General features: G+C 74.9%; 24 protein-coding genes. 10 read left to right on the plus strand and 14 right to left on the minus strand.

Features of this window, described 5'->3' with window-relative positions; genetic code table 11:
- Window positions 1-241: 241 nt before the first annotated feature.
- From FB558_RS11950 to FB558_RS11970, 5 genes are all read right to left on the minus strand, one after another.
- On the minus strand, window positions 242-1,186 hold the full coding sequence (locus FB558_RS11950; RefSeq protein WP_142051770.1) for a DUF4349 domain-containing protein: 945 nt from the start codon (window positions 1,184-1,186) through the stop codon (window positions 242-244).
- 236 nt (window positions 1,187-1,422) lie between these two features.
- Window positions 1,423-1,881, minus strand: a complete 459-nt coding sequence (locus FB558_RS11955) for a type III secretion system chaperone family protein (protein WP_142054042.1) — start codon at window positions 1,879-1,881, stop codon at window positions 1,423-1,425.
- A gap of 26 nt (window positions 1,882-1,907) precedes the next feature.
- Window positions 1,908-3,233, minus strand: a complete 1,326-nt coding sequence (mshA, locus tag FB558_RS11960) for a D-inositol-3-phosphate glycosyltransferase (protein ID WP_246106377.1) — start codon at window positions 3,231-3,233, stop codon at window positions 1,908-1,910.
- Window positions 3,234-3,261: 28 nt separating this feature from the next.
- Window positions 3,262-6,180 carry a sacsin N-terminal ATP-binding-like domain-containing protein gene (locus FB558_RS11965; protein ID WP_142051773.1) on the minus strand — a complete coding sequence of 973 codons (2,919 nt, stop codon included), beginning with the start codon at window positions 6,178-6,180 and terminating at the stop codon, window positions 3,262-3,264.
- The gene (locus FB558_RS11970; protein ID WP_342787301.1) at window positions 6,177-6,959 is read right to left on the minus strand and encodes a DUF3027 domain-containing protein; all 783 of its coding nucleotides are present in this window, start codon (window positions 6,957-6,959) and stop codon (window positions 6,177-6,179) included. Before FB558_RS11970 ends, FB558_RS11965 begins: the two co-directional genes overlap by 4 nt.
- A 27-nt stretch (window positions 6,960-6,986) precedes the next feature.
- On the opposite strand from FB558_RS11970, the gene FB558_RS11975 reads away from it, so the two are divergent.
- The 3 genes from FB558_RS11975 to FB558_RS11985 are packed head-to-tail and all read left to right on the plus strand — an operon-like array spanning window position 6,987 to window position 10,072.
- A complete protein-coding gene (locus FB558_RS11975; protein ID WP_142051775.1) occupies window positions 6,987-7,763 on the plus strand; it encodes a glutaminyl-peptide cyclotransferase in 777 nt (258 codons plus the stop codon).
- 40 nt (window positions 7,764-7,803) lie between these two features.
- Window positions 7,804-9,507 (plus strand): MFS transporter, encoded by a 1,704-nt coding sequence (locus tag FB558_RS11980; protein ID WP_142051777.1) that lies wholly within the window; start codon window positions 7,804-7,806, stop codon window positions 9,505-9,507.
- A 37-nt stretch (window positions 9,508-9,544) separates the two neighbouring features.
- Window positions 9,545-10,072 carry a DUF2771 family protein gene (locus FB558_RS11985; protein ID WP_142051779.1) on the plus strand — a complete coding sequence of 176 codons (528 nt, stop codon included), beginning with the start codon at window positions 9,545-9,547 and terminating at the stop codon, window positions 10,070-10,072.
- Window positions 10,073-10,152: 80 nt separating this feature from the next.
- Here the strand turns inward: FB558_RS11985 and FB558_RS11990 are convergent, their stop codons facing one another.
- Entirely contained in the window at window positions 10,153-10,539 is a 387-nt protein-coding gene (locus FB558_RS11990) for a cold-shock protein (RefSeq protein ID WP_142054046.1), read from the minus strand.
- 394 nt (window positions 10,540-10,933) lie between these two features.
- Between FB558_RS11990 and FB558_RS11995 the strand changes: the two genes are divergently transcribed.
- From FB558_RS11995 to FB558_RS12005, 3 genes are read left to right on the plus strand one after another with little or no spacing between them, the layout of a single operon-like run.
- Window positions 10,934-11,701 carry an oxidoreductase gene (locus FB558_RS11995; protein ID WP_142051781.1) on the plus strand — a complete coding sequence of 256 codons (768 nt, stop codon included), beginning with the start codon at window positions 10,934-10,936 and terminating at the stop codon, window positions 11,699-11,701.
- A 7-nt stretch (window positions 11,702-11,708) separates the two neighbouring features.
- On the plus strand, window positions 11,709-12,449 hold the full coding sequence (locus FB558_RS12000; protein WP_142051783.1) for an SDR family oxidoreductase: 741 nt from the start codon (window positions 11,709-11,711) through the stop codon (window positions 12,447-12,449).
- 10 nt (window positions 12,450-12,459) lie between these two features.
- A complete protein-coding gene (locus tag FB558_RS12005) occupies window positions 12,460-13,479 on the plus strand; it encodes an MDR family NADP-dependent oxidoreductase (protein ID WP_142051785.1) in 1,020 nt (339 codons plus the stop codon).
- 7 nt (window positions 13,480-13,486) lie between these two features.
- Here the strand turns inward: FB558_RS12005 and FB558_RS12010 are convergent, their stop codons facing one another.
- Both FB558_RS12010 and FB558_RS12015 read right to left on the minus strand, forming a co-directional pair.
- Window positions 13,487-14,377 carry a LysR family transcriptional regulator gene (locus tag FB558_RS12010; RefSeq protein ID WP_142051787.1) on the minus strand — a complete coding sequence of 297 codons (891 nt, stop codon included), beginning with the start codon at window positions 14,375-14,377 and terminating at the stop codon, window positions 13,487-13,489.
- A 316-nt stretch (window positions 14,378-14,693) separates the two neighbouring features.
- The gene (locus FB558_RS12015) at window positions 14,694-16,355 is read right to left on the minus strand and encodes an AMP-binding protein (RefSeq protein ID WP_211366315.1); all 1,662 of its coding nucleotides are present in this window, start codon (window positions 16,353-16,355) and stop codon (window positions 14,694-14,696) included.
- A 131-nt stretch (window positions 16,356-16,486) separates the two neighbouring features.
- Between FB558_RS12015 and serS the strand changes: the two genes are divergently transcribed.
- Together serS and FB558_RS12025 are read left to right on the plus strand one after the other, a co-directional pair.
- Window positions 16,487-17,758: a serine--tRNA ligase gene (gene serS, locus FB558_RS12020; protein ID WP_142051793.1), complete on the plus strand. Its 1,272-nt coding sequence runs from the start codon at window positions 16,487-16,489 to the stop codon at window positions 17,756-17,758.
- Between the two features lie 754 nt (window positions 17,759-18,512).
- Window positions 18,513-18,830: a cold-shock protein gene (locus tag FB558_RS12025; RefSeq protein ID WP_211366318.1), complete on the plus strand. Its 318-nt coding sequence runs from the start codon at window positions 18,513-18,515 to the stop codon at window positions 18,828-18,830.
- 83 nt (window positions 18,831-18,913) lie between these two features.
- On the opposite strand, the gene FB558_RS12030 is transcribed toward FB558_RS12025, so the two are convergent.
- Window positions 18,914-20,074: a S8 family peptidase gene (locus FB558_RS12030; protein ID WP_142051799.1), complete on the minus strand. Its 1,161-nt coding sequence runs from the start codon at window positions 20,072-20,074 to the stop codon at window positions 18,914-18,916.
- Window positions 20,075-20,227: 153 nt separating this feature from the next.
- Complete coding sequence (locus tag FB558_RS12035) at window positions 20,228-20,647, minus strand: SRPBCC family protein (protein WP_142051801.1); 420 nt, start codon at window positions 20,645-20,647, stop codon at window positions 20,228-20,230.
- A gap of 136 nt (window positions 20,648-20,783) precedes the next feature.
- Here FB558_RS12035 and FB558_RS12040 point away from each other — a divergent pair, with 136 nt between their 5' ends.
- A complete protein-coding gene (locus tag FB558_RS12040; protein ID WP_142051804.1) occupies window positions 20,784-21,359 on the plus strand; it encodes a TetR/AcrR family transcriptional regulator in 576 nt (191 codons plus the stop codon).
- A gap of 91 nt (window positions 21,360-21,450) precedes the next feature.
- Window positions 21,451-23,025 carry an FAD-dependent monooxygenase gene (locus tag FB558_RS12045; RefSeq protein WP_142051807.1) on the plus strand — a complete coding sequence of 525 codons (1,575 nt, stop codon included), beginning with the start codon at window positions 21,451-21,453 and terminating at the stop codon, window positions 23,023-23,025.
- A gap of 53 nt (window positions 23,026-23,078) precedes the next feature.
- Here the strand turns inward: FB558_RS12045 and FB558_RS12050 are convergent, their stop codons facing one another.
- The 4 genes from FB558_RS12050 to FB558_RS12065 form a co-directional block, all read right to left on the minus strand.
- Window positions 23,079-24,125, minus strand: coding sequence for a sulfate/molybdate ABC transporter ATP-binding protein (locus FB558_RS12050; protein WP_142054050.1), 1,047 nt, complete (start codon window positions 24,123-24,125; stop codon window positions 23,079-23,081).
- 107 nt (window positions 24,126-24,232) lie between these two features.
- Window positions 24,233-25,057: an ABC transporter permease gene (locus FB558_RS12055; RefSeq protein ID WP_246106379.1), complete on the minus strand. Its 825-nt coding sequence runs from the start codon at window positions 25,055-25,057 to the stop codon at window positions 24,233-24,235.
- Window positions 25,054-25,824, minus strand: coding sequence for a molybdate ABC transporter substrate-binding protein (gene modA, locus FB558_RS12060; RefSeq protein WP_246106380.1), 771 nt, complete (start codon window positions 25,822-25,824; stop codon window positions 25,054-25,056). The genes FB558_RS12055 and modA overlap by 4 nt, the downstream gene beginning before the upstream one ends.
- Window positions 25,821-26,225 carry a TOBE domain-containing protein gene (locus tag FB558_RS12065; RefSeq protein ID WP_142051810.1) on the minus strand — a complete coding sequence of 135 codons (405 nt, stop codon included), beginning with the start codon at window positions 26,223-26,225 and terminating at the stop codon, window positions 25,821-25,823. Before FB558_RS12065 ends, modA begins: the two co-directional genes overlap by 4 nt.
- Between the last annotated feature and the right edge of the window lie 6 nt (window positions 26,226-26,231).

Genomic DNA, 26,231 nt, shown 5'->3' on the forward strand with positions numbered 1-26,231 from the left:
CCTCGCCGTCACCGGGTGCCACCGGCGTGCGGTGCCCCCGATCGCACGGTCGATGTGGCGGTTCCAGCGGAGTGGCCCGAGTTCATGACTCCCCCTCAGATCCCGGGCCGCTCCGCCCACCCGCGGAACACCCCGACGCGGGCGTCGCGTCGCACACCGGTTCCTGCTCCCGCACACCGACTGCAACCGGTGTGCCGGCGCCACGATCGGTGTGCCACCGCCCCGGCCCACCGCGCGACCCTCAGGTCTCCCCCTCGGCCCCCGGGCCACCACTCCGCCCGCCGGCTGCCGACCGCCGCGTGCGCACGGCCCGGCGTCCGAGCCACGCCATCCCGCCGAGCACGGCGAGCACCGGGACGAACGGCACCACGAACCCGACCACCGCGGCCGTGGCCGCCCCCACCGCGCGCAGGCCCGTCCAACCGGCCGCGAGCCCGTCGAGGAAGCCGGCGGCCCGCGGTGCCACCGGCGGCGGAGCACCGGGGCCGTGCAGCTCGACGGTCAACGTCGACAGCGCCACCTGGTCGCGCAGCGCGCCCAGCCTCGCGGTGAGCGAGTCGAGCTCGGCCTCCCGGTGGGCGAGCTCGGACTCGATCGCGACCACGTCGCCGAGGTCGACGGCCTCGGCGAGCAGCCCCCGCACCCGCGCCACGCTCGCCGTCTGGCTGGCCACGCGCGCGTCGAGGTCGACGACCTCCTCGGTGGCGTCGAGCACCTGGGCGCTGCGGGCGGTGACGCGCCCGAGCGCGGCGACGTCGTCGATCAACCGGTCGAGCGCCGGGGCAGGCACGCGCAGCACCAGGCTGCTGAACGCGTCCCCCGACTGCTCCTCCGTCACGAACCCGCCCGCCACGGCCGCCGCCGTCCGCACCTGCCGGGCCGCCGTCCCGGGATCGGCCACCTCGACGCCGAGCTGGGCCGTGCGCACCAGCTCGCGCTGCACGCCGCCCAGTGGCACACCCGGCGACTGCCCGTCGTCGCCCGCGCGGGACTGCGGCGCCGCGAAGTCTGCTGCACCGTCCTCGCGGGCGGCCCGCTCCGATCCGGGCTCCGGGGCGGGCCGCGCAGGCGCGACAGCCACGACGTCGCCCGAGCCGCCGTCCGTCCCGCTGCCGGATCCCTGCTGCACGACCGCGAGCGCGGCCACCAGCACCGCCAGGAGCACCGCCGCTCCGATCCACACCATCCGACGCCTGTGCACCGCGTGCGCCACCGCCACCCGCCTCCTCGTCCCGTTCCCGGTCCCAGGACGGGAGCAGGACGGCGGTCGGTTGGTGCGCGCGCATCACGATCGCATCACGCCGAGGCCGGACGCGGCGCGAGACTCGCCGGGTCCGGACGGGAGACTCGCCGGGTCCGGACGGGAGACTCGCCCGGTCCGGACGGGAGACTCGCCCCGTCCGGACGGGAGACTCGCCGGGGTCAGGTGAAGAGGTGCTCGAAGGCTCGCAGGTTGGCCAGGCTCTCGCCGCGGTCCTGGCGCCAGGCGTGCTCACGGCGGATCGAGGTGGCGAAGCCCAGCTCGAGCAGGGTGTTGAAGTCGCCGTCCGCGGCCTCCAGGACCTGGCCGAGAACGCGGTCGAGCTCGTCGGGCGTGACGGCGTGCAGGCCGATCCGGCCGATCAGGTGGATGTCGCCGATCCGGTCCAGCGCGTAGTGGACGCCGTAGAGGCGGGCGTTGCGCTGCAGCAGGAACCGGTAGACGGTGTCGTGGTCCTCGTCGGGTTGCCGGCACACGAAGGCCTGGACGAAGAGCGCGTGCTCGCGCACCACCAGCCAGCAGTGGGTCTGGAGCCGGTTGGTGCCCGGCAGCGTGACGAGGAACTGCCCGGGCTCGCGGCGGTGGTGGTCGACGCCCAGCTCCGCGAGTGCGTCGGCCATCGTGGCGTCGACGGTCTGCGGGTCGGTCACGGCTCGATCATCCCGGCCGCCAGCCGTGCCCGCATGGCCTGCCGCTGCCGGTCCGCGAACTCCGCGGCCGCACCGGCGTAGGTGTCGAGCAGGGCGTCCGCGGTGCGGTCCCAGGAGAAGCAGCGGGCGTGGGGCACCGCAGCGGCGGCCAGCTCGTCGCGGCGCCCCGGTGCGAGGGCGGCGGCGGCCAGCGCGTCGGCCCACTGCGCGTCGCCGTGCCCGTCGACGAGCAGGCCGGATCGGCCGTCGGCCACGGCGACCGGGAGCCCGCCGACGCGCGCGGCCACCACCGGGGTGCCGCAGGCCTGCGCCTCCAGCGCCACGAGCCCGAAGGACTCGTTGTGGCTCGGCACCGCGACCACGTCCGCGGCGCGGTAGACGTCCACCAGCCCGTCGCGGGTCTGGGGCGGCAGGAAGCGCACCACGTCGGTGATACCCAGCGCCGCGGCGAGGCCCTGCAGCGCGGCCGGCTCGGCGAGCCCGCTGCCCGAGGGGCCACCCGCCACGAGGACGACGAGCCGGGCCCGCAGTCCCGGGTCGCGGCGCAGCATCTCGGCCGCGGCGCGCAGCAGCACGTGCGGCGCCTTGAGCGGCTGGATCCGGCCGGCGAACGCCAGCACCACGGCGCCCGGGGCGATCCCGAGGGCCCGGCGCGCGGCGGCGCGGTCGCCGGGGGTGAACCGGGCGAGGTCGACGCCGGGCGGGATCGCGACGGTGCGCCCCGGGTCGGCGCCGTAGAGCTCGACGAGCTGGCGCGTCTCCTCGTCGGTGTTGCTGATCAGCCGGTCGGCCTCGGCGACCACCTGGTCCTCGCCGATCACGCGGGCCATCGGCTCGGGCGCGTCGCCGTCGGCGAGCGCGGCGTTCTTGACCTTGGCGAGCGTGTGGGCGCTGTGCACCAGCGGTACGCCCCAGCGGTCGCGGGCGAGCCAGCCGACCTGGCCGGAGAGCCAGTAGTGCGAGTGCACGACGTCGTAGTGGCCGGGCTCGTGGCGCGCCTCGGTGCGCAGCACGCCCGCGGTGAACGCGCACAGCTGGCTGGGCAGGTCGTGCTTGCCGAGGCCCTCGAACGGCCCGGCGACGACGTGGCGCACCAGCACGCCGGGCGCCAGCTCCGCCACCGGCGGGTGCTCGGAGGAGGTGGCCCGGGTGAAGACCTCGACGGCGACGCCGCGCTGCGCCATGCGGCTGGCGGTCTCCACGATGTAGACGTTCATGCCGCCCGCGTCACCGGTGCCCGGCTGCTCGAGCGGCGAGGTGTGGACGGACAGCAGGCAGACCCTGCGGGGTCGCCGCGGCGCGCCCGGGCTGGCGGAGGTCACGACCCTGTCTAGCACGCGAACGCGCACTTCACCCCGGCGTGTGGTCCTCGTCGAGCAGGCCCAGCAGGGCGTGCACCGGGTCGCTCGCGTGCCAGCGCCCGGCCGGGTCGCGCCAGGCCGGCACCGGGAACCGGCCGGTGTGCGGCCGTCGCAGGGTCACGTGCAACGCCTCGTGGACGGTCAGCTCGCCCGGGGGCACGGGGACGCCGAGGGTGTGGCACGCCACGACGACGCCGGGCAGCTCCGCCCACCGGACGCGCTCGCCGTCGCCGTCGACCACGGCGTCGGTGATCTCGGATGCCAGCGGGAGGTCGAGCAGGTCGGCCAGCGGCCCCGGATCACCGCCCGTCACGAGCTCGCCCGGCGACAGCACGGCGGCGAGCCACGGCCGGTCCAGCACCATCGCGACGTCGACGTCCGCGACCGCGCCGTCCAGGGCCCGGACCCGCTCGGGCAGCGCGAGGTCACCGGGATCGACGCGGCCGTCGGCGACGGCATCGGCGAGCTCGGCGTACGCCTGCGCCGCGAGCGCGACGTCGGGCCGCCGATCGGGGTCGGCGAGGCGGGCGAGCAGGTCGGCGGCGACGCCCGCGTCGCTGATGTGCAGGTCGGCCCGCACGCCGATCGCGGCCAGCACCGCCTCGTCCACGCCTGCGGGCGCGGGGTCGTACAGCGCCGCCAGCTCGGTGGCCGACGCCAGCCGCCAGTGCGCCGGACGGCGGCCGCCGAGGCGGGCGTGCCGCGAGAGCCACCACGCGGCGTAGGAGCCGGGGGCGGTGAGCGCGGCGCGGGTGTCGCGGTCCCCGGCCAGCAGCGCGAGCGCGGCGGGCCACGCCTCGTCGGCGACCAGGTCCAGGTCGCGCACCGCCACCAGCCGGGCCGGCGGGGACTCCAGCGAGTCCCACCAGCGCTCCTCGTCGTCGAGGTCGTGGTCGGGAGCCAGCGGATCCTCGTCCACCAGCACCGCGAACCCGTCCACGACGCCGACCGCGCGCAGCGCGGTCGCGGGCACCCGCGCGGCGAACTCCGGGTCGAGCGCGTCGAGCGGGACGTCCGCGGCGAGCAGGGGGCGCAGCGCGGCGTCCGGGAGCATCAGCTCGTCGGCCCGGGCGGGGCGGCCCTCGGCGTCGGGGAGGGCGAGCGCGGGGAGCGGCCCGGGGGCGCTGCCGGTCTCGGCGACCAGCGCGAGCACCGCCTCCGCGAGCGGCCGGACGTCGAGGCCGGCCTCGGCGTCGTCCACCGAGCGCTCGACGGCCTCGACGAGCGCGGGGTGCTCCAGCAGCGCCTGCGGGTCCGCGACGCCCGCCCCCAGGCGGTCGAGCAGGGGATGCACCGCATCGGGGTGTGCGACGTGCAGGCCGGGCAACCCCAGGGCGGCGAGGCGGTCGCCGAGCCGTGAGTGGATACGGGTGCTGGAGCACTCGTTCCCACTCACGAGCTGATGTGGGGAGACCAGGACGGTCGCGGGGCCGGCGGCGGTCCGCCCGTCGGCGAGCGGCACCGGCAGCGCGCGCAGCTCATCCACCGCTCCCGGCACGGTCTCGGCGAGCGGTTCGAGTGCCGCGTACAGCGCCCGCCACCACGCAGGCGGCCGCTCGACCCCGAACAGGCGGCCCACCAGCTCGGCGAGCGGCATCCGGTGCACGCCGAGCTCGGCCAGCACCGGCGCGGTTCCCGGTGGCACCGGCGCCACGAGGCGGTCGAACCCGGCCTCGACCAGCAGCGCGGGCAGCGCCGCCGCGGGCCCGTCGAGGACCGGCACGTCGAGCCACTCCGCCCGGCCGGGCGGGAGCTCCGCGCCGGTGGCGGCGGGCAGCCACGAGGCACCGCGCAGGGTGGCGCGCAGCAGCTCGCGCAACCGCCCGTCCAGCTCGGAGCGGGGGAACCCCGGCTCGGGGACGAGGGCGAGCCGCGCGCCGGGGGCCACCGCGCGCACCAGGTCGAGGTAGGCGTCGGCGGTCCCGGCGAGCACGGCGTCGGTGGCGGGCCCGGTGCGCGCCCGCCTGCGGTCGGGCTCGAGCGGCACCGTGGCGACCAGGCGGGCCGGCAGCGAGAGCCGCTCCTCGGTGGCCGTGGGTGCGTGCAGGACGTCCGCGCGCAGCGGTGCCGGAGCACCGTCCGCGGTGAGCGGCAGCGCCCAGCAGACCGACCAGTCCCGCCGCCCGCGCTGCTCCACGGCCTCCGCGCGCGCCGCGGCGTCGTCGAGCCGGCCGGCGCGGCGGGCGAGCAGCCAGCGGCGGCCGTCGACCGTCACCTCCCCCGCGCCGGGCCCGTCCGCCCGCGCCACGACCTCGCCGCCGACAGCGATCTCGGTGAGGTCGGGCAGCGCGAGCAGCAGGTCGGGCGCGGTGTCGCGGGCCGCGGCGAGGAGGGCGGCGGCGTCGGTGCCGGGCCGCAGCGGCAGCCGGACCTCGGTGTCGTAGCCCTGCGGGGGACGCTCGTCGGCGGGCCACGCCAGGCGCAGGACCGGCGGCCCGTCGCGGCGGGCCAGCTCCGCGGCGACCGCGGGCAGCGCCGCGACCTCCTCGGCCGTGCGCGCGGCGGAGAACGCGATCCCGCCGGTGGCGCTCAGCACCCGGGGCGCGTCCGACACGGCCAGCACGGCCGCGAACCCGACGCCGAAGCGGCCGACCGAGCCCGGGTCGTCCCGCTTCGCCGAGGCGCGCAGCGAGGCGAGCGCGGCCACGCCCGAGGCGTCCAGCGGGGCGCCGGTGTTGGCGACGGCGATCTCGGCCCCGTCCAGCGCCACGCGCACGCGCCCCGGCACGCCCGCCGCCCGCGCGGCGTCGGCGGCGTTCTGCGCGAGCTCGACGAACCACGCCTGCGCGTAGCCGCCGAGCCGCAGGTCCTCCTCGGCGTTGGCGTCCTCGCGGAACCGGGTGGGCGAGCCCGCCCAGGAGTCGAGCACGGCGGCGCGCAACGCCGCCGTGCCGAAAGGATCTGTCACTCCCGTGAGCCGGAGGGCTCCAGGTCGACGCCGTCGTCGTAGACGAGCTCGGCGACGGCGACCGGCGACGTCGACTCCGGCTGCACGTCCGAGTGCGCGCCGCAGCCGAAACCGACCTCGACGACGGCGCCGTCGGCCGGGGCGTACTCGTTGCCGCACACGCCGAAGGCGGCGCGCAGCGAGCCGGCGAGCGGGAGGAAGAAGCCGCAGGTGCCGCACGTGCCGGGGGCCGCGCGGGCCATGTCGGAGGACGGGCCGTGCGGGCCGTCGTGCCAGCGGCGCGCCGCCTGCTCGCGCCCGTGGCGCGACAGGACGCTGCGCCGGCCGAGGCCCACCTCGCGGGCGACCTCCTCCACGGCCGGGTCGTCCGACGCGACGTAGGCGGGCACCAGCCGCGGGTCGCCCTCCGGCGTGGGCAACAGGTCACCGACGCCGAGGTCGCCGGGCCGGATCCGCTCGTGCCACGGCACCCAGGTCGGCGCGACGAGCGCGTCGGGGCCGGGCAGCAGGACGACCTCGCTGACCGTGACGGGCTCGTCGGCGCCCGCCGTGGCGAGCGTGACCGACCAGCGCCAGCCGCGGTAGCCACCCTGGGTGGCGGCGAAGTGGTGGGTGACCGCGTCGGGAGCTTCGGCGACGGCCTCCAGGTGTGCGCCGACGGCCCCGGCGGCGGCGTGCGGGCCGAGGTCGGCTGCGGCTTCCTCGACCGCGGCGGACCGGGCCTGCTCCACCGCGTCCACGAGCCGGGCGAGCGGGTCGAGGATCGGTACGGCGTTCACCGCAGGGATTGTGCCACCCTCTCCGACATGACCTTCGGGCGTGCACTGCTCGGGGCACTGGTGCTGCTGGTCGGCGGGTGCGCAGCCGCGGCACCCGCCCCGGTCCAGGCGGTGGAGCAGCTGCGGCCGGAGGTGCTCGCCGAGCTCCCGCACGACACCGGCGCGTTCACCCAGGGCCTCGAGTTCGGCCCCGACGGCGCGCTGTACGAGGGCACCGGCCGGGCCGGGCGCTCGCAGCTGCGCGAGCTGGACCCGGCCACCGGGGAGGTGCTGCGGTCGGTGCCGCTGCCCGGCGAGCTGTTCGGCGAGGGGATCACCGTCGTCGACGACCGGATCTGGCAGCTCACCTGGACCGACGGCGTCGCCCTCGAGTGGGACCGCGACGGCTTCACGCTGCGGCGGGAGGTGCCGATCGAGGGCGAGGGCTGGGGCCTGTGCCGCGACGGCGACCGCCTCGTCCGCAGCGACGGCACCGACCGGCTGCGCTTCCACGACCCCGACACGTTCGCCGAGACCGGGTCGGTCGCGGTGACGCTCGACGGGGAGCCGGTCACCGAGCTCAACGAACTGGAGTGCGTCGACGGCCAGGTGTGGGCGAACGTGTGGCAGACCGACCGGATCGTGCGCATCGACCCGGGTGACGGCCGCGTCACCGCCGAGGTGGACGCGTCAGGACTGCTCGACGCCGACCGCCGCGCCGGCGCCGACGTCCTGAACGGGATCGCCGCCGCGGGCGACGGCGAGTACCTGCTCACGGGCAAGCTCTGGCCGGTCACGTTCCGGGTGCGCTTCACCCCGGCGTGAGACACCCGACCGCGTCCGGTTCGGGGTCCGATGAGCAAGAATGGACGGCGTGGCCCGGTTCGACTCCCCCCAGTCCCGCCGCGGCCGCCGTGGCCGCCGCGGCTGGGTCACCGTGGACGACACCGCGCGGCCCGCGGGCGGCCCGCCCGCACCGGAGGACGGGCCCACCGACGCGCAGTACGAGCCGCGCAGGCGCTACCCGTGGCACGACGACCCCGACTACGACCCCGCCGCCCACCGGCGCACCCCGCCCGCGCGCCCCTGGACACCCCCTCCCGCCGAGGAGACGTCCCTCGAACCCGGCACGCACGTGCACGCGCCCCAGGACGAGCAGACCCGCGCCGTCCCGGACGAGGCCCCCGCGCCCCCCGCAGGCGACGGCCCGCCCACCCGGCGCATGCCGCGCAAGCTCACCGTCACGCGCGTGGCGGCGCTGCGCAGCCGGGAGCTGACCGAGGGCGGGATCCGCGCGTTCCGCCGCGCCACCACGGCCGACGGGGCCGACCGCTCCGGGCTCACGGCGCTCACCTACGCCACGATGATGACCTACGCGATGGACGCGGCCGTGGCCGTCGCGCTGGCCAACACGCTGTTCTTCGCCGCCGCCACGGCGGAGAGCAAGACGAACGTCGCGCTCTACCTGATCATCACGGTCGCCCCGTTCGCGGTGGTGGCGCCGGTCATCGGTCCGATGCTCGACCGCCTGCAGCGCGGCCGCCGGGCGGCGCTGGCCATCTCGTTCGCGGGGCGGGCCGTGCTCGCGGTCGTGATGGCGTTCAACTACGACAACTGGCTGCTGTACCCGGCCGCGCTCGGCGCGATGGTGCTCAGCAAGACGTTCGCGGTGCTCAAGGCGGCCGTCACCCCGCGGGTGCTGCCGCGGGCGATCACGCTGGTCACCACGAACTCGCGGCTCACGACGTTCGGGATGGTGGCGGCCGGGGTGTTCGGGGGTGCGGCGGCGGGCGTCGCCGCGCTCTGGGGCTCCCCGGGCGCGCTGATCTTCACCGCGGCGATCGGCGTGCTCGGCACCGTCCTGTGCCTGCGCATCCCGCGCTGGGTCGAGTCGACGGCCGGCGAGGTGGCCGCCACGCTGCGCAGCACGGCACGGGGGAAGCGGCGCACGCCGATGGGCAGGCGCGTCACCGTCGCGCTCTGGGGCAGCGGTGCGATCCGGGTGCTCACCGGGTTCCTCACGTTGTTCGTCGCGTTCGTGGTGCGCGCGCAGTCCGAGGCCGACCCGGCCCGCCAGCTGGTCCTGATCGGCATCGTCGGGGCCGCCGCCGGGGTGGGCTCGTTCACCGGGAACGCCGCGGGCGCGCGCCGCAGCTTCGGCAAGTCGGACGCAGTGATCGTCTCCTGCATCGCGGCCGCCGTCGTCGTCAGCGTGGTGGCCGCCCTGCTACCGGGCATCGCCACCGCCGCGCTCGTCGGCCTGGTGGGCGCTGCCGCGAGCGCACTCGCCAAGGTCTGCCTCGACGCGGTGATCCAGCGGGAGCTGCCCGACGAGTCGCGCGCGTCGGCGTTCGGCCGCTCCGAGACCGTGCTCGCCCTCGCCTGGGTGTTCGGCGGCGCGCTGGGCGTGCTGCTGCCCCACGACAACTTCTGGCTGGGGTTCACGGTGGTCTCCGCGGTCGTCGCGCTCGCGGGCGTGCAGTCGGCGCTGCTCGCGCGCGGCCGCAGCCTGTTGCCGTTCCTGGGCCCGCGCCACCGCGACGAGCGCGCACCGGTGACGCCCGGGTGAACCCCGGCGCCGCCCGCCCCTTACGTACGGTGGTGGCGTGCCGCGCCGCCTGCTCGCCCTCCCCGTCGCCGCGCTGGTCCTCGCCGGCTGCGCGGGCCAGGACGCACCGCCGCCCGCCCCGCAGGGCGCGCCCCCGCAGGTGACGTTCACCGCCGACGCCGCCACCGCCGTCGCGCGCCCGGCCCAGTACTGCGACCTGCAGCTCACCGACTGCACGGGCGACCCCGCCGCCCCCGTGACGCTCCCGGTGCCGCCGGGCACCCCGCTGGTGGTCACGGTGCCACCGGAGATCGCGCAGACGCCGTGGCAGGTCGTGTTCAGCTACCGCGACGCCGCGGGCGCCCGGATCGACCAGCGCAGCCCCGTGTTCCCCCCGAACGCTCCCGGCCTCGAGGTGGCTCCCGACGAGGTGAGCCGCTCCTGGGCCCTGACGCTCCCCGCCCCGGAAGACCAGCTGGTGACCGCCGAGGTGCAGCAGTACGGGCCGCCGCCGCAGGCGAACCCGGAGACAGGCGAGATCGACTTCCCGATCCGGGCGAGCTGGGTGCTCACCACCGCGAGCTGACGGCTCCGCAAGCTCCGCTCAGCGCCGACGTTCGCTCCGCAAGCTCCGCTCAGCGCCGACGTTCGCTCCGCAAGCTCCGCTCAGCCGTCCAGGTCACGTCCGACCGCGCGCACGACGTCGGCGGCCAGCTTGCAGGTCTTGCGGTCGGGGTAGCGGCCGCGGCGCAGGTCGGGCTGCACGCGGGTCTCGAGGACGCGGATCATGTCCTCGATGAGGCTGTGCAGGTCCTCGGCCGGGCGACGGGTGGACTCGACGACCGACGGCGGCTTGTCGACGAGGCGCACCGACAGCGCCTGCGGGCCGCGCCTGCCCTCCGCCATCCCGAACTCGACGCGCTGACCCGCCTTCAACGCCTCCACCCCGGTCGGCAGCGCGGCCTTGCGGACGTAGACGTCCTCGCCGCCGTCCTGAGCGAGGAACCCGAAGCCCTTGTCGGCGTCGTACCACTTGACCCTGCCGGTCGGCACCCTGCTCACCCGTTCCTCGATCGATCCGACGTCCCGCGGCGCCACGGTGGACCGCATGACGAACGCGCCCCGGATGCCTGGCCGCCGCTTGGTCGGCGCGACACCGGGACGCGTGCCCACCACCCTAGTCGGAGAGCGCTCCGCTGCCCACCCGTTCACGGCGGGGCACTGCGCCGAGGACCGCCGCCCGCGCGGCGGCCGTCGGGGTCCGCCGGCCCGCCATAGGAAGCCCCTATGCCCCCTGCTGAATCTGCGTCTTTGCCTCCCGCCCTTTTCCGGACCTACCGTGAAACAGCTCGGCGAGGCGTTCACCGCGATCCCGGAGGGATTTCCGCGGGCCCCGTCGATCCGCCGCCCGGCGATCGGAGGCGGCGCAATCGAAAGGACTGAGGGAATGACCACGGTCGAGAACGGATCGGGAACGCGGGAACTCGCGGGAAGGCGGGCTCTCGTGACGGGCGGTACGCGCGGGATCGGGGCGGCCGTCGTCCGCCACCTCCTGGACGCGGGCGCCGAGGTGCTCACGACCGCCCGGTCGGCGACGAGCACGCCACCGGAGGGGGCCGCCTTCGTGGAGGCCGACGTCCGGACCACGGCCGGCGTGGGGGCGCTCGCGGCCGCCGCCCGCGAGGCGCTCGGCGGCGTGGACGTCCTGGTCCACAACGCGGGTGGGGCGCGGCCGCACCGGACCGGCCTGGGCATCCCCGACGAGGAGTGGCAGGACGCGCTGGACCTGAACCTCCTGGCGTCGGTGCGGCTGGACGCCCTGCTGGCACCGGACATGCGGGACCGGCGTTCCGGGGCGATCGTGCACGTGTCCACGGCCGCGGTCGTTCCCCCGGCACCGCCGTTCCTGCACTACCAGGCCGCGAAGGTGGCGCTGGAGAGCTACAGCCGGGGACTGGCCGCCGAGCTGGCCCCGTCCGGGGTCCGCGTCAACACCGTGAGCCCCGGGCGGACCGCCACCCCCGGTGGCGAGGCGACGCGGGAGCACTGGGAGAGCCTGGACGCCGGGCCGGGCGCGGTCGGCACCCCGCCGCTGGGACGCGACGGCCGGCCCGACGACATCGCCCAGGCGGTGCTGTTCCTCGTGTCCGACCGGTCGGGCTGGGTGACCGGAAAGGTCCTCGGCGTCGACGGCGGCGAGTACCCGAGGGGCTGACGAGAACATGGGTGCGTACCGCGACAAGAACGTGGTGATCACCGGCGGCGGCGCCGGCATGGGGTTCGCGTTGGCGAAGCTGCTGGTGGACGGCGGTGCCCGGGTGGTGATCACCGGCCGTTCGCAGGGCACGGTCGACGCCGCGCGGGACCTCGGCGCGAACGCGGTCGCCGTCCGCGGCGATGTCGCGTCGGTGGCGGACCTGGGCGCGCTGGCCGAGCGGGTGGAGGACGAGCTCGGCACGCTCGACGCCCTGTTCGTCAACGCCGGCATCGCCGGCGCCACGCCCTTCGGGTCGACCACCGAGGAGGTGTTCGACGAGATGTTCGCGATCAACGTCAAGGGCGCCTTCTTCACCGTGCAGGAGCTCGCCCCGCTGCTGGGCACGGGCGCAGGGGTCGTCCTCACCACCTCGGCCGCGAACGCCATCGGCATGCTGGACACCAGCGTCTACGCGGCGGGCAAGGCGGCGCTGCGTTCGATGGCCCGCAGCCTCGCCCGCGAGCTGCTCCCGCGCGGGATCCGGGTCAACGCGATCAGCCCCGGCCCCATCGACACCGGGATCCTGGAGAAGATGATGACCGGTGAGGCCGCCGCGCAGTTCGCGTCGCAGGTGGTCGCGGCGAATCCCATGCAGCGTTTCGGCACCGTCGACGAGTTCGCCCGGGCAGCCGCATTCCTCGCTTTCGACGCCACGTACACCACCGGTGCGGAGTTCACCGTCGACGGCGGTCGCACCCAGCTCTGAAAGGCCTCGCATGACCGTCCACGAACCATCCGCCGTCGTCCTGCGCGCGCACCGCACAGACCTGACCCAGCCGCCCAGCGAGGTGCTCGAGGTGGTCACGCTTCCCCCGCAGGAGCCGGACGCAGGCCAGGTCCGGGTGCGGAACCTGTTCCAACAGGTGATCGCGGCGAGCGGTGACCTGATGTTCGCGACCAGCCAGATCCCGGTGCCCGTCTTCCGGGTGGGCGAGCCGATCTCCGGCCCCGCGATCGGCACGGTCGTCGAGTCACGCGCCGGCGACATGCCGGTGGGAACCGTCGTGCTGCACATGTCGGGCTGGCGCGAGGAGAGCGTCCTCGGGCGGGGCGAGGCGTTCCCCGTGCCCGACGGCGTCTTCCCCGGCCCGGAGTACCTGCTCAACCAGGGCGTGCCCGCCTACCACGGCATCGTGGACATCGCGGAGGTGGGCGAGGGCGACGTCGTACTCGTCAGCGGCGCGGCCGGCGGCGTCGGGTCGATGGCCGCGCAGATCGCCAAGGCGCGGGGCGCCGCGACCGTCATCGGCATCGCCGGCGGCCCGGAGAAGTGCCGCTACCTCGTCGACGAGCTCGGCCTCGACGCCGCCATCGACCACCGGAGCGACGACCTCGACGAGCGGCTCACCGCGCTCGCCCCGGGCGGCATCACCGCCTTCTTCGACACCATCGGCGGATCCCAGTTCGAGGCGGCGCTGCGGCACGCTGCGCCCCGTGCCCGCTTCGCCCTGTGCGGCACCCTCGCCGGGCAGATCGGCGGCGGCGACGGCGGGCACCCGCGCCTGGACCTCATGACCGCGATCGCTCGCGAGGTGCGGATCCGGCCCTTCAGCACCCGGCACACGCCCGAGCAGATCGAGGCCTGGAACACCCACTACGCCCGGTGGTACGCCGAAGGCCGGATCAGGTTCGCGCGCACCCTCCTCGAGGGTCCCCTCCAGCGCGCCGTCGCCGCCCAGGACGAGCTCCTCGCCGGTGCGCACCGCGGCAACGTCATCGTGCGGTTCGCCGGGTAGGCGCGGGTCAGGACACCAGCGAGATCGGGGCGGCGTCGTACCAGATCTCCTGACGCAGGAGTTCGAGCAGCGCCGTCTCGGCAGGGCCCGCGTGGTGGCGGACCACGGCGATGACGGGCTGGGACACGACCGGGCGCACCGGGCGCACGAGGTGCTCGTAGCCGTGGGGCACCGCGGAGGCCGGGACGAGCGCCACGCCCAGCCCGTCGGCGGCCCAGCGCACGGCCGTCGCGGTCTGGGACACCCGCGCGGCGGTGGTCGGGGCGTCGTCCCGGAGCACGCTCAGCAGCACGCCGTCGAGCGCGCTGTCGCGGTCGAACCGGACCCACGACTCTGCCTCCAGGGCGTGCAGCTCGACCCGGTCCGCGGCGAGCTGCGGGTGCCCTGCGCCCAGCACCGCGACGAACTCCTCGTCGCCGAGGTGGTGGGCGTCGGCAGGGCTCCGTTCGCACTTCGCCATCAGGGCGAGGTCCACCACGCCCCGGCGGCACAGCCGCTCCAGCTCGGCGGAGCTCGGTTCCTCGTAGACGGTGATCTCCACCCGCGGGAAGCGGCGGCGCAGCGCGCTCAGCGCGCCCGGCAGCTGCCGGGTGCCGAAGCCCATCTGCGCCGCGACCACCAGCTCGCCCACCAGGTCGTCGGCACCGGCGCGGGCCGTCGCCCGCGCCCGCCGCGCCGCGTGCACCGCGACCTCCGCCTCCCGCAGGAAGGCGCGGCCGGTCGCGGTGGGCACCAGTCCGGTCGGCGTGCGGGTGAACAGCGTGACGCCGAGCTCCCGCTCCAGGTTGCGGATCTGCTGGGACATCGACGGCTGGGCGACGTGCAGCCGCTCCGCAGCCGCCGTCACCGAGCCCTCCGCGGCGACGGCCAGCGCGTACTCGAACTGGCGAAGGCTCATCGGCTCCCGTCCTCCCGGGGAACCGGGCTCCCCCACCGCAACGGCGGTAACAGTGTAAGCCCGGAACGGTCCACGCCTCAGGCGTCGGCCCCGACGGCCGCTGCACGGGGTGCACTCGCAGGTGATCGGTCCGCACGGCGCATCGCTGCTGTCGCAGCGACTGCGATGTGCTGTTCGGTTCGATCACAGGAGCGGTGCGCGCCGGTGCCCCGCTGGGGCCTCAACGCCATCAGTCCGGGATGGGTGGCGGAAACCGTCACGGCACTGGGGATCGGAGGGGTCACCACCCCGGGTTGACGCACGAGGAGACGCCTGGTCAGGCGTTGCGCATCGCCGCCGCGTCGCCCAGGTCGAGCAGTTCCACGCTCTTCTCGCGCATCTCCACCTTGCGCACCTTGCCCGTCACCGTCATCGGGAACTCCTCGACGACCAGCACGTAGCGCGGGATCTTGTAGTGCGCCAGCTTGCCGGTGGCGAACTCGCGCACCCCCTCGGCGGTGAGCTCGGGCGCGCCCTCGCGCAGGGTCACCCAGGCGCACAGCTCCTCGCCGTAGCGGGCGTCGGGCACGCCGATGACCTGCGCGTCGAGGATGTCGGGGTGGGTGTAGAGGAACTCCTCGATCTCCCGCGGGTAGATGTTCTCGCCACCGCGGATCACCATGTCCTTGATCCGCCCGGTGATGTTGACGTAGCCGTCGCCGTCCATCACGCCGAGGTCGCCGGTGTGCATCCAGCGGGCCCGGTCGATCGCCTCCGCCGTCTTCTCCGGCTCGTCCCAGTAGCCGAGCATCACCGAGTAGCCCCGGGTGCACAGCTCGCCGGGCTCGCCGCGGGGCAGGGTCAGCCCGGTGTCAGGGTCGACGATCTTGACTTCGACGTGCGGGTGCACGCGCCCGACGGTCGACACGCGCCGCTCCAGCGAGTCGTCCGCGCGGGTCTGCGTGGACACCGGCGACGTCTCGGTCATGCCGTAGCAGATCGTCACCTCCGTCATGCCCATCCGGTCGACGACCTGCTTCATCACCTCCACCGGGCACGGCGAGCCGGCCATGATCCCGGTGCGCAGCGAGGACAGGCCGTAGCTGTCGAACTCCGGGTCGTTCAGCTCCGCGATGAACATCGTCGGCACGCCGTACAGCGACGTGCACCGCTCCTGCGCGACGGCCGTGAGCGTGGCCTTCGGGTCGAACCCGGGGCCGGGGATGACCATCGTGGCGCCGTTCGTCGTACAGCCGAGATTGCCCATGACCATGCCGAAGCAGTGGTAGAAGGGCACCGGGATGCAGACGCGGTCGTCGGGCGTGTAGCCGCAGAGGCGGCCCACGAAGTAGCCGTTGTTGAGGATGTTGTGGTGCGACAGGGTCGCGCCCTTCGGGAAGCCCGTGGTGCCCGACGTGTACTGGATGTTGATCGGGTCGTCCGGGCTGAGCTGCGCCTGCAGCCGCGCGAGCTCGGCGCGGTCGCCCTGCCGGCCCGCGGCCACCATCTCGTCCCAGTCGGGCGTGCCGATCAGGATCACCGTGCGCAGCGCCTCGCACCGCGGGCGGACCTGCTCGATCATGCCCGCGTAGTCCGACGTCTTGAAGCTCGTGGCCGCCACCAGCACCGAGATGCCGGCCTGGTTGAGCACGAACTCCAGCTCGTGGGTCCGGTACGCCGGGTTGATGTTGACGAGGATCGCGCCGATCTTCGCCGTGGCGTACTGCACCAGCGTCCACTCGGCCACGTTCGGCGCCCAGATGCCGATGCGGTCGCCCTTGCCCAGGCCGGCGGCGAGTAGCCCGAGCGCGACGGTGTCGACGTCCTCGCGCAGCGTCCCGTAGGTCCAGCGCCGACCGGTCGGCACCTCGACGAGGGCCTCCGCGTCGGGCTGCGCGGCGGCGACGCGGTCGAAGTTGTCGCCGATGGTGTCGCCGAGCAGCGGGACGTCGGACGTCCCCGAGGCGTAAGAGGGAACGAGGGGCGCGGCAGCGGACACGGCGCGGGGTCCTTTCGACATCACCGGCGGCAGGTGCCGCTCATCCTGCGACGATCGGTGCGCGCCCGCCACCTCCGGATGGGGAGGGCGGGCCCGGAAACCCGATCGCGCGCGGCCGATACCCTCGGACGATGCACGATCCGCGGGTGCTTCTCGACCCAGCCACCGACGCCGTCCGCAAGCTCGCCCGGCGGGGCTACGCGCTGGACGTCGCGTCCCTCGAGAAGCTGCTGAGCACCCGCAACTCCGCGATCCAGCGCGGTGACGAGGCGCGGGCCGAGTCGAAGCGCGTCGCCACCTCGGTGAAGGGCGCCGCGCCCGAGGAGCGCGAGGGGCTCGTCGCGCGCGCCCGCGAGCTCAAGGGCGTGGTCGCGGCCGCCGAGGAGGAGCACCGCGCCGCCGAGGCCGAGCTGCAGGACCTCCTGCTCGGCATCCCCAACCTCCCCGCCGACGAGCTGCCCGACGGCGCGAGCGACGAGGACGCCGAGCACGTCCGCACCTGGGGCGAGCCGCCGCGGTTCGACTTCACCCCGCTCGACCACGTCGACCTCGGCGAGAAGCTCGGCATCCTCGACCTGCCGCGTGCCACCAAGCTCGCCGGCCCGCGGTTCGCGGTCCTGCGCGGGAAGGGCGCCGCCCTGGAGCGGGCCATCGCGCGCTACCTGCTCGACCTGCAGACGGGCGCGCACGGCTACACGGAGTTCTCGGTGCCCACGCTCGTCAACCGCGTCGCCATGACGGGAACGGGGCAGCTGCCGAAGTTCGAACAGGACCTGTTCAAGACCGGCGTCGCCGACCGGGAGCTGTTCCTCATCCCCACCGCCGAGGTGCCGCTCACCAACCTGCACGCCAAGGAGACGCTCGAGCTGGAGGCGCTCCCGCTGGCCTACACCGCGCACACGCAGTGCTTCCGCTCGGAGGCCGGCTCGTACGGCCGCGACACCCGCGGCCTGATCCGGCTGCACGAGTTCTCGAAAGTCGAGCTCGTGCGCATCGTCGACGCGGAGCGCTCGCGCGAGGAGCTGGAGATGCTGCTCTCCCACGCCGAGGCCGCGATGCAGGGCCTCGGGCTCGCCTACCGCGTGGTGAAGCTGGCGGCGGGCGACATCGGGTTCTCGGCGGAGTTCACCTACGACATCGAGGTGTGGCTGCCCGGCCAGGACGCCTACCGGGAGATCAGCTCGGTGTCCGACTTCGGCACGTTCCAGGCCCGCCGCGCCGGGATCCGCACGAAGGCCAAGGACGGCAGGCGCGGCTTCGCGGCCACCCTCAACGGGTCGGGACTGCCGATCGGACGCACCCTCGTCGCGGTGCTGGAGCAGGGGCAGCAGGCCGACGGTTCGGTCCGCCTCCCCGAGGCCCTGGTGCCCTACACCGGCTTCGAGGTGCTCGAGCCGGCCTGATGCGCTGCGGACGGCGGAGCTTTGCGATCCGGACGACTGACTGATCCGAAGCAGCGGCTCGACAGGCCGACGGTGGGGATGCCATCGCGGCACCCCTGTAGGCCGAACCCCTGAGCTGTGCAGAGATCAGCACCTGAAGCCCCCAGCTTCAGCTGCGGCCAATCGTGTGAATCCTCTTCATTCTGGACCTGAATCGAGCCCGCTCCACCACGCTCCCATCCCTTGAGAGCTCAGACACGACGCCGATTGCTTCGCGCCGCACTCGTCATGACCATCATGATCTCCACACTGCTTCTACCGTCGGCCACCGGAACGAGTCCGATCCCGCAAGCAGGGGAAATCCATGGACGAATGATCTTCACGGCATCCGAGCCGTACTACGAGCTGACGGATCGGAACGGCACGCTCAATGGGCAGGTGACCTGGTCAGGAACAGACCTACCGATGGCCTGGTCCTTCCGCATGAGCCCACAGGTTCGCGCGATCGCGACGAGTCCCATGACATGCCAGGCGGGGCACATGCAGTTGTCGTACCACGACCGACACGTCGTGTCGACGGACTACAGCTGGCACTCGACCGTGAGAGGTCACTCGATCAATATCGACTATGCTCTGTACGGCTGGTGCGAGTTTGCGGTAAACGTTGACGGACGACCGGGCAAGCCGTCCTTCGATTCCGATTCGACTACCGGAAGAAGTCGCCCCGACTCTGCGCTACGCTGGCGCAGCTACAAGACGATCCCAGAGGATGACCATGTCCGACCACGACAACATCGTCACCGGACGCGTGCATCACTGGTACCCCGAGGACGGGTGGGGAGTGCTCGAGTCCGACGCGCTCGACGGGCTCGTCTTCGCGCATTTCTCTGTCATTCGGGACCAGACGGGCTGGCGAGGCCTGGAAGCAGGCCAGCGCGTCACGTTCAGCTGGAGGCAGCCGGGCCAGGACGGTTGCGAGTACAGCGCGGTCGACGTGTACACGACAGAGTCTCGCGGCTCGGTTGATCAGCACACCGACAGGCACCCGGATGCGTACAGGTCGTCGCTCACGATCACCTTCGACGAACCCTGACCCCGGTCCGTCCGTAGCCCTGGTGCCGTACGCCGGATTCGAGGTCCTCGAAGCGGCCCGATCCCCCGTTCGCCCGGCTCGGACTACAGCCCACCGGTGTTGAGCAGGAGGTTGGGGGTGCCGCCGGTGTCGCCGCCCTCGACGATGCCCGGCGTCGCGTGCTCGACGATCCACCGGGCGATCACGCCGCTCGGGGCGTCGCCGAACGTCTGCTTGTAGAGCGCGGCCACGCCCACGGCGTGCGGAGCGGCCATCGACGTCCCCGTGTACGAGGCCGTCCCGCCGCCCGGCACCGTCGACACGATGCTCGTGCCGGGCGCGTAGAGGTCCACGCAGCCGCCGGTGGACGAGCTGTCGGCGCGCTCGTCCTCGATCGTCGAGTTGGCGACGACCAGCACCCCGGAGATCGCGCGCGGGGCCGCCGAGCAGTCGTCCGCGCCGGAGTTGCCCGCCGACGAGGCCACGAACACGCCCTGCTCGACGAGCCCCGCCACTGCCGAGAGCAGCACCTCGGACGGCCCGTAGCTCCACGACATCACCGCGACCGACGGGCCCTGCCGGTGGGTCGCGACGTGGTCGATCCCGCTCAGCAGCGACGACAACGTGCCCGCCCCGGTGCAGTCGAGGACCTTGACCGACCGGATCTGCGCGTCCTTCGCCACGCCGAAGTCGCGGGCGCCGGCGATGCCGGCGACCACCGTGCCGTGCCCGTCGCAGTCGTGGTCGACGTCGTCGACGGTGTTGAGCACGAGCTGCGCGCGCCCCTCGAACTGCGGGTGCGAGGGGTCGACGCCGGTGTCGAGCACGAAGACGGTCACGCCGTCGCCGGTCGCGGTGGTCGTGTAGCTGCCGTCGAGCGGGAGGTCGCGCTGGTCGATGCGGTCGAGGCCCCAGTTCTGCGGATCCGGCTGGGTCCCCTCGGTCAGGTCATGGCGCCGGTTCGGGTCCAGCGGGGTGAACCGGCGGTCCTCCTCGACGCCGAGCACCCCGTCGCGCGTCCGCAGCCGGTCGACCTGGCTCGCGGTGAGCCGCGCGGCGAAGCCGGCGAACGCGTGGCCGTAGGTCGCCGTCGGCTGCACGCCGAGCTCGGCCGCCGCCGCCGTCGCGTCCGCCGCGGTGCGCGCGTGGACGACGTAGCTCGCGGCCGCGTCCACCGCGGCCGCGGCGCTCCCGGGCACGGCGAGCACGACGACCAGGTGCAGCGCGACCACCACCGGGACGGCGCGCAGGAGGAACCGCGTCACGGTCGGCGACGCTACGGATCATGGACCGGTGGGAACAGAGACACGATAGGGGCTGGAGTGACACATGTGATCGATGGGGTGACGGACCGTTTCCGATCGGAGCGGGCCGGGGTAGCCCGTGTGGACGTGTCGTTCCCCCGGGCGGCGCGGTCGTCAGGCCGCTTCGGCGGCCGCCCGGAGGCCGTCTGCCTCGAGCTCCACGTACCGGCGGCTGCGCCGGCCGTACAGCCCGGCCACGACGGGCGCGAGCAGGCCCCGATGGGTGAGCCCGAGCCGCAACCGGGCCGTCCCGTCGGGCCGCGACCGGACCGAGTGCGTGCCGGTCGTGCGCAGCCCGGGGCCCGCCGCGATCCACGTCAGCACCGCTCCGGGCACGACCTCGGTGACCGTCCACTCCATCGGGAGGAGCTTCGGCTGGACGATCCGCACCCGGCTCCCGAGCCCGAGGTCGCCGTCGAGGAGCCGGACCTCGCGCATCGACTCGGTCCAGCGCGGCCACGACTCGGGATCGGCGAGCACCGCCCACACCCGCTCGGCACTCGCCCGGACGTCCCTTTCGACGAACAGCTCCATCGCCCACCCCTACCCACGTGAACCATCTGGTACAACGGCCGTACCAAATGGTACAACGCGGGAGGCGACGAGCGTGAGCGCCGCACGGACGGACGTCGAGGCAGGATGACCACGCCACGGCCGTACCATTTGGTACATGAAGTCGTCCGGCCGGGAGCAGCTGCTGCACGCCGCCCTCGAGCACTTCGCCGAGCACGGGGTCGGGGACCGCAGCCTCCGGTCGATCGCCACGTCGATCGGGACGAGCCACCGCATGCTGATCTACCACTTCGGCTCCCGCGACGGGCTACTCACCGAGGTGGTTGCCGCCGTGGAGGCGGCCCAACGGGAGGCGCTGGCGGAGCTCACGGCGCAGCCGGGCACCGCACCGCGCGAGGTCGTCCTGCGGTTCTGGGCCACCGTCTCCGCGGCGGCCCGCCGGTACGGCCCGCTGTTCTACGAGTTGTCGGCGCACGCGATGCAGAGCCGGCCGCACGCCGTGCAGCGGCGCGAGACCTTGGTCGAGCCGTGGCTCGCGCCGCTCACCGACCTCATGCGGCAGGCGGGAGTGCCGCCCGAGGAGGCCCCCGTCCGGGCCCGGATCAGCCTCGCGGTGGCCCGGGGGTTGCTGCACGACGCCCTGGTCACGGGCGAGTTCGCACAGGCCGACGCGGCGGTGGCCGCGTTCGCCGACCTGGTGCTGCCCGCGCCGGCCGCTGCGCCGCGGCCGTGACCGACGCGCGCAGGTCCGCGGACGGCCTGCGGGTGCGGTGGGGCGCGGGCCCGGCCGAGCAGGCGGCCGACATCCCCGGGGTGGTGCTGACGTGAGCCCGAACCCCACCCACGTGGTCGTGGCAGGGGCCGGCCCCACCGGGCTGGCGCTGGCCTGCGGGCTCGCGGCCGCCGGCGTCCGGGTGCGGGTGGTGGACCGCGCCGACGGGCCGGCCCGCACGTCGCGGGCGAACATCCTGCACGCCCGCGGGGTCCAGGTGCTGACCCGGCTGGACGCCCTCGGCGACCTGCGGGAGCAGGCGGTGGCGCCGATGGGGATCCGCATGCACGTGCGTGGCCGGCTGCTCACGACCCTGACGTTCGCCCCGGACGAGCGGGAGGCCGTCCAGGCGCTGTTCGTGTCGCAGGCGGCGATCGAGCAGCGGCTCCGCGACCGCCTCGCCGAGCTGGGCGTCGAGGTGGAGTGGGGGCACGGCGTCGGGGAGCTCGCGCAGGACACCGACGGGGTGGCCGTCGGGCTCTCCGGCGGCGACCGGGTGCGGGCGGCGTGGCTCGTCGGGTGCGACGGGGCGCACAGCCGGGTCCGGACCCTGGCCGGGATCGCGTTCCCCGGCGTGCCCGTGGTGGAGCGGTTCCTGCTCGCCGACGTGCACGCGGACGGCATCGCCGACCGCGAGCACTCCGCGGGCTGGTACCACCGCGACGGGATCCTGATGGCGATGCCGATGCGGGACCCCGCCGGGAACCTGTGGCGGCTCATGGCGAACGTGCCCGACGACGGCAGGCACCTCGACGCCCCCGCGGTCGTCCGCCGCTTCGAGGAGCTCCTCCCGGAGCGGGCCGGGATCACCGGGGCGCGCGTCCGGGACGCGGTCTGGACGTCGGTCTTCCGCATCCACCGCCGGCTGGCGGACGACTACCGCAGCGGTCGCGTGCTGCTCGCAGGCGACGCCGCCCACATCCACTCCCCCTTCGGCGGGCAGGGCCTCAACACCGGGATCGGCGACGCCGAGAACCTCGCGTGGAAGCTCGCGCTCGTCGTGCGGGGCCTCGCGGCCGACGGTCTCCTCGACACCTACGCGGCCGAGCGCCGCCCGGCGGCCGCCGACGTCCTGCGGCGCACGACGACGAACACCCGGGCGCTGGTGGCCGAGGGGGCCGTGGCCCGCTGGGTGCGCGACCACGTCCTGGTGCGGTACCTGGACCTGCCCGCCGTGCAGCGGCAGGCGACCCGCGCGGCGTCCCAGCTGGGGCTGAGCTACCGCCGCGGCCCGCTCGGCGGCCGTGGGGCGAAGCCGCGGCCAGGGGACCGGGTCCGGGACCGGCCGGTGGTCCGGCCCGACGGGACGCGGAGCACCCTCACCGGGGAGCTGGGCCCGGCCTGGGTCCTGCTGAGCGGGGGCACGGCGCCCGAGCCGCTGGTGGCCGTCCTGGACCGCAGGCTGCCGGGATCCACCACGCCGGTCACGGACCCGGCGTGGCAGCACCCGCACGCCCTGCTCGTCCGGCCGGACGGGCACCTGCTGTGGCGCGGCACGCACGCGGCCGACCTCGAACGCGGCCTCGACAGGGTCGCGCGCGCCGTCGCCGATCGGCCCGGTCGCGCGCGACTGATTCAGGGGCTCCGGAACAGGATCCGCATGACGAACGGCACTTTCGTCGGCTAGGTACCGACGAGAGTGCCGTTCGTCAGGTGGGGAGCTTGGGCAACACGCTCCGATCAGCCTCGGCCCGTCTGATCCCCGACCGGGTGGATCGCCACCTCGGTGGCCTTCACCGCGAACCACAGCCGAGCGCCCGGCTCAGCGCCGAGGTCGGCCACCGCGGCCGGCGTGACGTCGGCGGCCAGGCCGTCCACCCACGCCGGCCCGTCCGGGACCGGGGCGGCGCGCAGCCGCACCACGTCGCCGTGCGGCTCGATCGCGGCCAGCAGCACCGGCAGCACGTTGCGCGGGCTGCCGTGCGGCCGCTCGGCGAACACCGCGACCGCCGACGGCGGGAACACGGCCACCGCGGGCTCCCCGTCCGCCGCGCCGCCGTCCCGGCCGGTGACGACGATCCCGTCTGCGGTGCGCAGGCCGTCGGCGCGGGCGGTGCCGGGCACGAGGTCCAGACCGGCGATCCGCGCCGTGAACGCGCTGCGCGGGCGGGCCAGCACCTCGCGCGTCGGCCCCTGCTCCACCACCCGGCCGTCGGTGAGCACCACCACCCGGTCGGAGAGCACCAGCGCGTCCAGCGCCGAGTGCGTCACCAGCACCGCGGTCTGCCCGGCCGCTCGCACCACGCGGCGCAGCAGCGAGCGCATCGCCGGGGTGGCGTCGACGTCCAGCGCGGCGAGCGGCTCGTCGAGCAGGAGCAGGTCCGGCTCCGGGGCGAGCGCGCGGGCCAGCGCCACCCGCTGCTGCTGGCCGCCCGACATCCGCGCCGGACGGCGGTCGGCCAGCTCCCCGGCGTCGACGGCGGCGAGCAGCGCACGCGCCCTCTCCTCGGCCTCCCGGCGCGGCACCCCGTGCGCCCGCGGCCCGAACGCGACGTTGCCCAGCGCCGTGAGGTGCGGGAACAGCAGCGCCTGCTGCGCGAGCAGGCCGACACCGCGCCGGTGCGGCGGCACGTGCACGCCCGGCGCGGCCACCGTGGTCTCCCCGAGGCGGACGTGCCCGGCGTCGGGTCGCAGCAGCCCGGCGAGCACGCCCAGCAGCGTGGACTTGCCGGCGCCGTTCGGCCCGAGCACCGCCAGCACCTCGCCCGGCGCGGCCTGCAACGCCACGTCGAGGGTGAACGCCGTGTCTTCCCCGCCCCCCTGCCCTCCGGGCCCGCCCCCCGTGCCCTTCCCGCCCCCCGCGCGCCGTACGACGACGTGCGCGTCCAGCGCCGTCACCGGCCCCCCTCCAGGGTGCGCGGGCGGGCGACCCCGATGACGACGACCGCCACCACGACCAGCAGGAGCGACAGCGCGACGGCGGCGTCCACGTCGGTCTCGCGCTCCAGGTAGACCAGCAGCGGCAGCGTGCGCGTGGTGCCCTGCAGGCTGCCCGCGAACGCGATCGTCGCGCCGAACTCGCCGAGGCAGCGGGCGAACGCCAGCACCGCGCCCGAGGCCAGCCCCGGCAGCACCAGCGGCACGGTCACGCGGCGGAACGCCAGCCACGGCGCCGCGCCGAGCGTGGCCGCCACGGCCTCGTACCGCCGCCCCGCGGTGCGGAGCGCGCCCTCCAGGCTCACCACGAGGAACGGCAGCGCGACGAACGTCTGCGCGAGGACCACCGACGCGGTGGTGAAGGGGATCGTGATCCCGAAGGCGAGGTCGAGTCCGCGCCCGACCAGCCCGGTGCGCCCGAGCAGGAACAGCAGCGCGAGCCCGCCGACGACAGGGGGCAGCACCAGCGGCAGCAGCACGACCGACCGCAGCAGGCGCAGCCCCCGGACCCGCCCCCTGGCGAGCACGACGGCGAGCGGGCCGCCGAACGCGACGCACAGCAGCGTCGAGATCGCGGCCGTCAGCAGGGAGAGCCGCAGCGCGTCGAGCGCGGACTCGCTGAGCAGGAGCGCGGGCATCCGCGGCCAGTCGGCGCGCAGCGCGAGCCCGACCACCGGCAGGGCGATCAGCGCGAAGGCCACCGCCGCCGGCACCCACAGCAGGCGCGGTAGCCCGACGCCGGTGTCGTGGTCGTCGGTGGCGCGCGTGGCCGGGCGCGTCACGGGCTACCGAAGCCTGCCGCTCCCAGTGCCGCGCGCCCGTCGGCGCCCGCCACGAACTCCTGGAACTCCCGCGCCAGGTCGGCCGACGGCGCGTCGGCGATCACGGCGATCGGGTAGTCGTTGACCGCCTGCGCCGCCTCGGGGAACTCGATCCCCTGCACGTCGTCGCCCGCGGCGGCGACGTCGGTGGCGTAGACCAGCCCCGCGTCGGCATTGCCGCTGGTGACCTTCGCGAGGGTGGACTTGACGTCCGGCTCCTCGCTCACCGGGCTGAGCGTCACGCCCGTGGCCTGCTCGATGCGCTCCGTGGCCGACCCGCAGGGCACCTGCGGCGCGCAGACGACGACCTGCAGGTCGGGACGGGCCAGGTCGGCGAAGGACGTGACGCCGGCCGGGTTGCCGGGCGGGGTGACGATCTCCAGGACGTTGGTGGCGAACACGGCCGGCTCCCCGTCGACGAGACCGGCGTCCACGACCGTCTGCATCGTCGAGGTGTTGGCGGCGGCGAACACGTCGGCGGGCCCGCCGTTGACGATCTGCTGGGCCAGGTCGGAGGAGGCACCGAAGTTGGACACGACGTCGACGCCGGGCCGGGCCTGCTCGAACTGCGGCTCCAACCGGCCGAACGCCTCGGTGAGCGAGGCGGCCGCGAACACGGTGAGCGTCCGCTCCTCCGGCGGGGCGGCCGACCCCCCGTCGCCCGCCCCGCTCCCGCACCCGGCCACGACCAGCACCGCGGCCGCCGCAGCCGACACCTTCGTCCTCACGAGCCCACCCCCGGCGTCTCGACCACCACGGTGGTCGACTTGATCACGGCCACGGCGAGCGCGCCGGGCTCGAGGCCCATCTCCCGCACCGCCTCGCTCGACATCAACGAGACGATCCGGTGCGGGCCGCACTGCAGTTCGACCTGCGCCATCACCCGGTCCGTGACGACTGCCGTGACGAGCCCGACCAGCCGGTTGCGCGCCGAGCGCTGCACGTCGGACGGGTCGGGGGCCGCGTTCGCGTGCTCCCGCGCGAACGCGGCGAGCGCCGCACCGTCGACGACCTTGCGGTTGGACGCGTCGACCTGCACGGGCAGCGCCCCGGCGTCGACCCAGCGGCGCACGGTGTCGTCACTGACTCCGAGTAGCCGAGCGGCCTCGGCGATCCTGAACTGCGGCACGATCGA

The sequence above is a fragment of the Pseudonocardia kunmingensis genome, assembly GCF_006716445.1.
Classification (GTDB): Bacteria; Actinomycetota; Actinomycetes; order Mycobacteriales; family Pseudonocardiaceae; genus Pseudonocardia; species Pseudonocardia kunmingensis.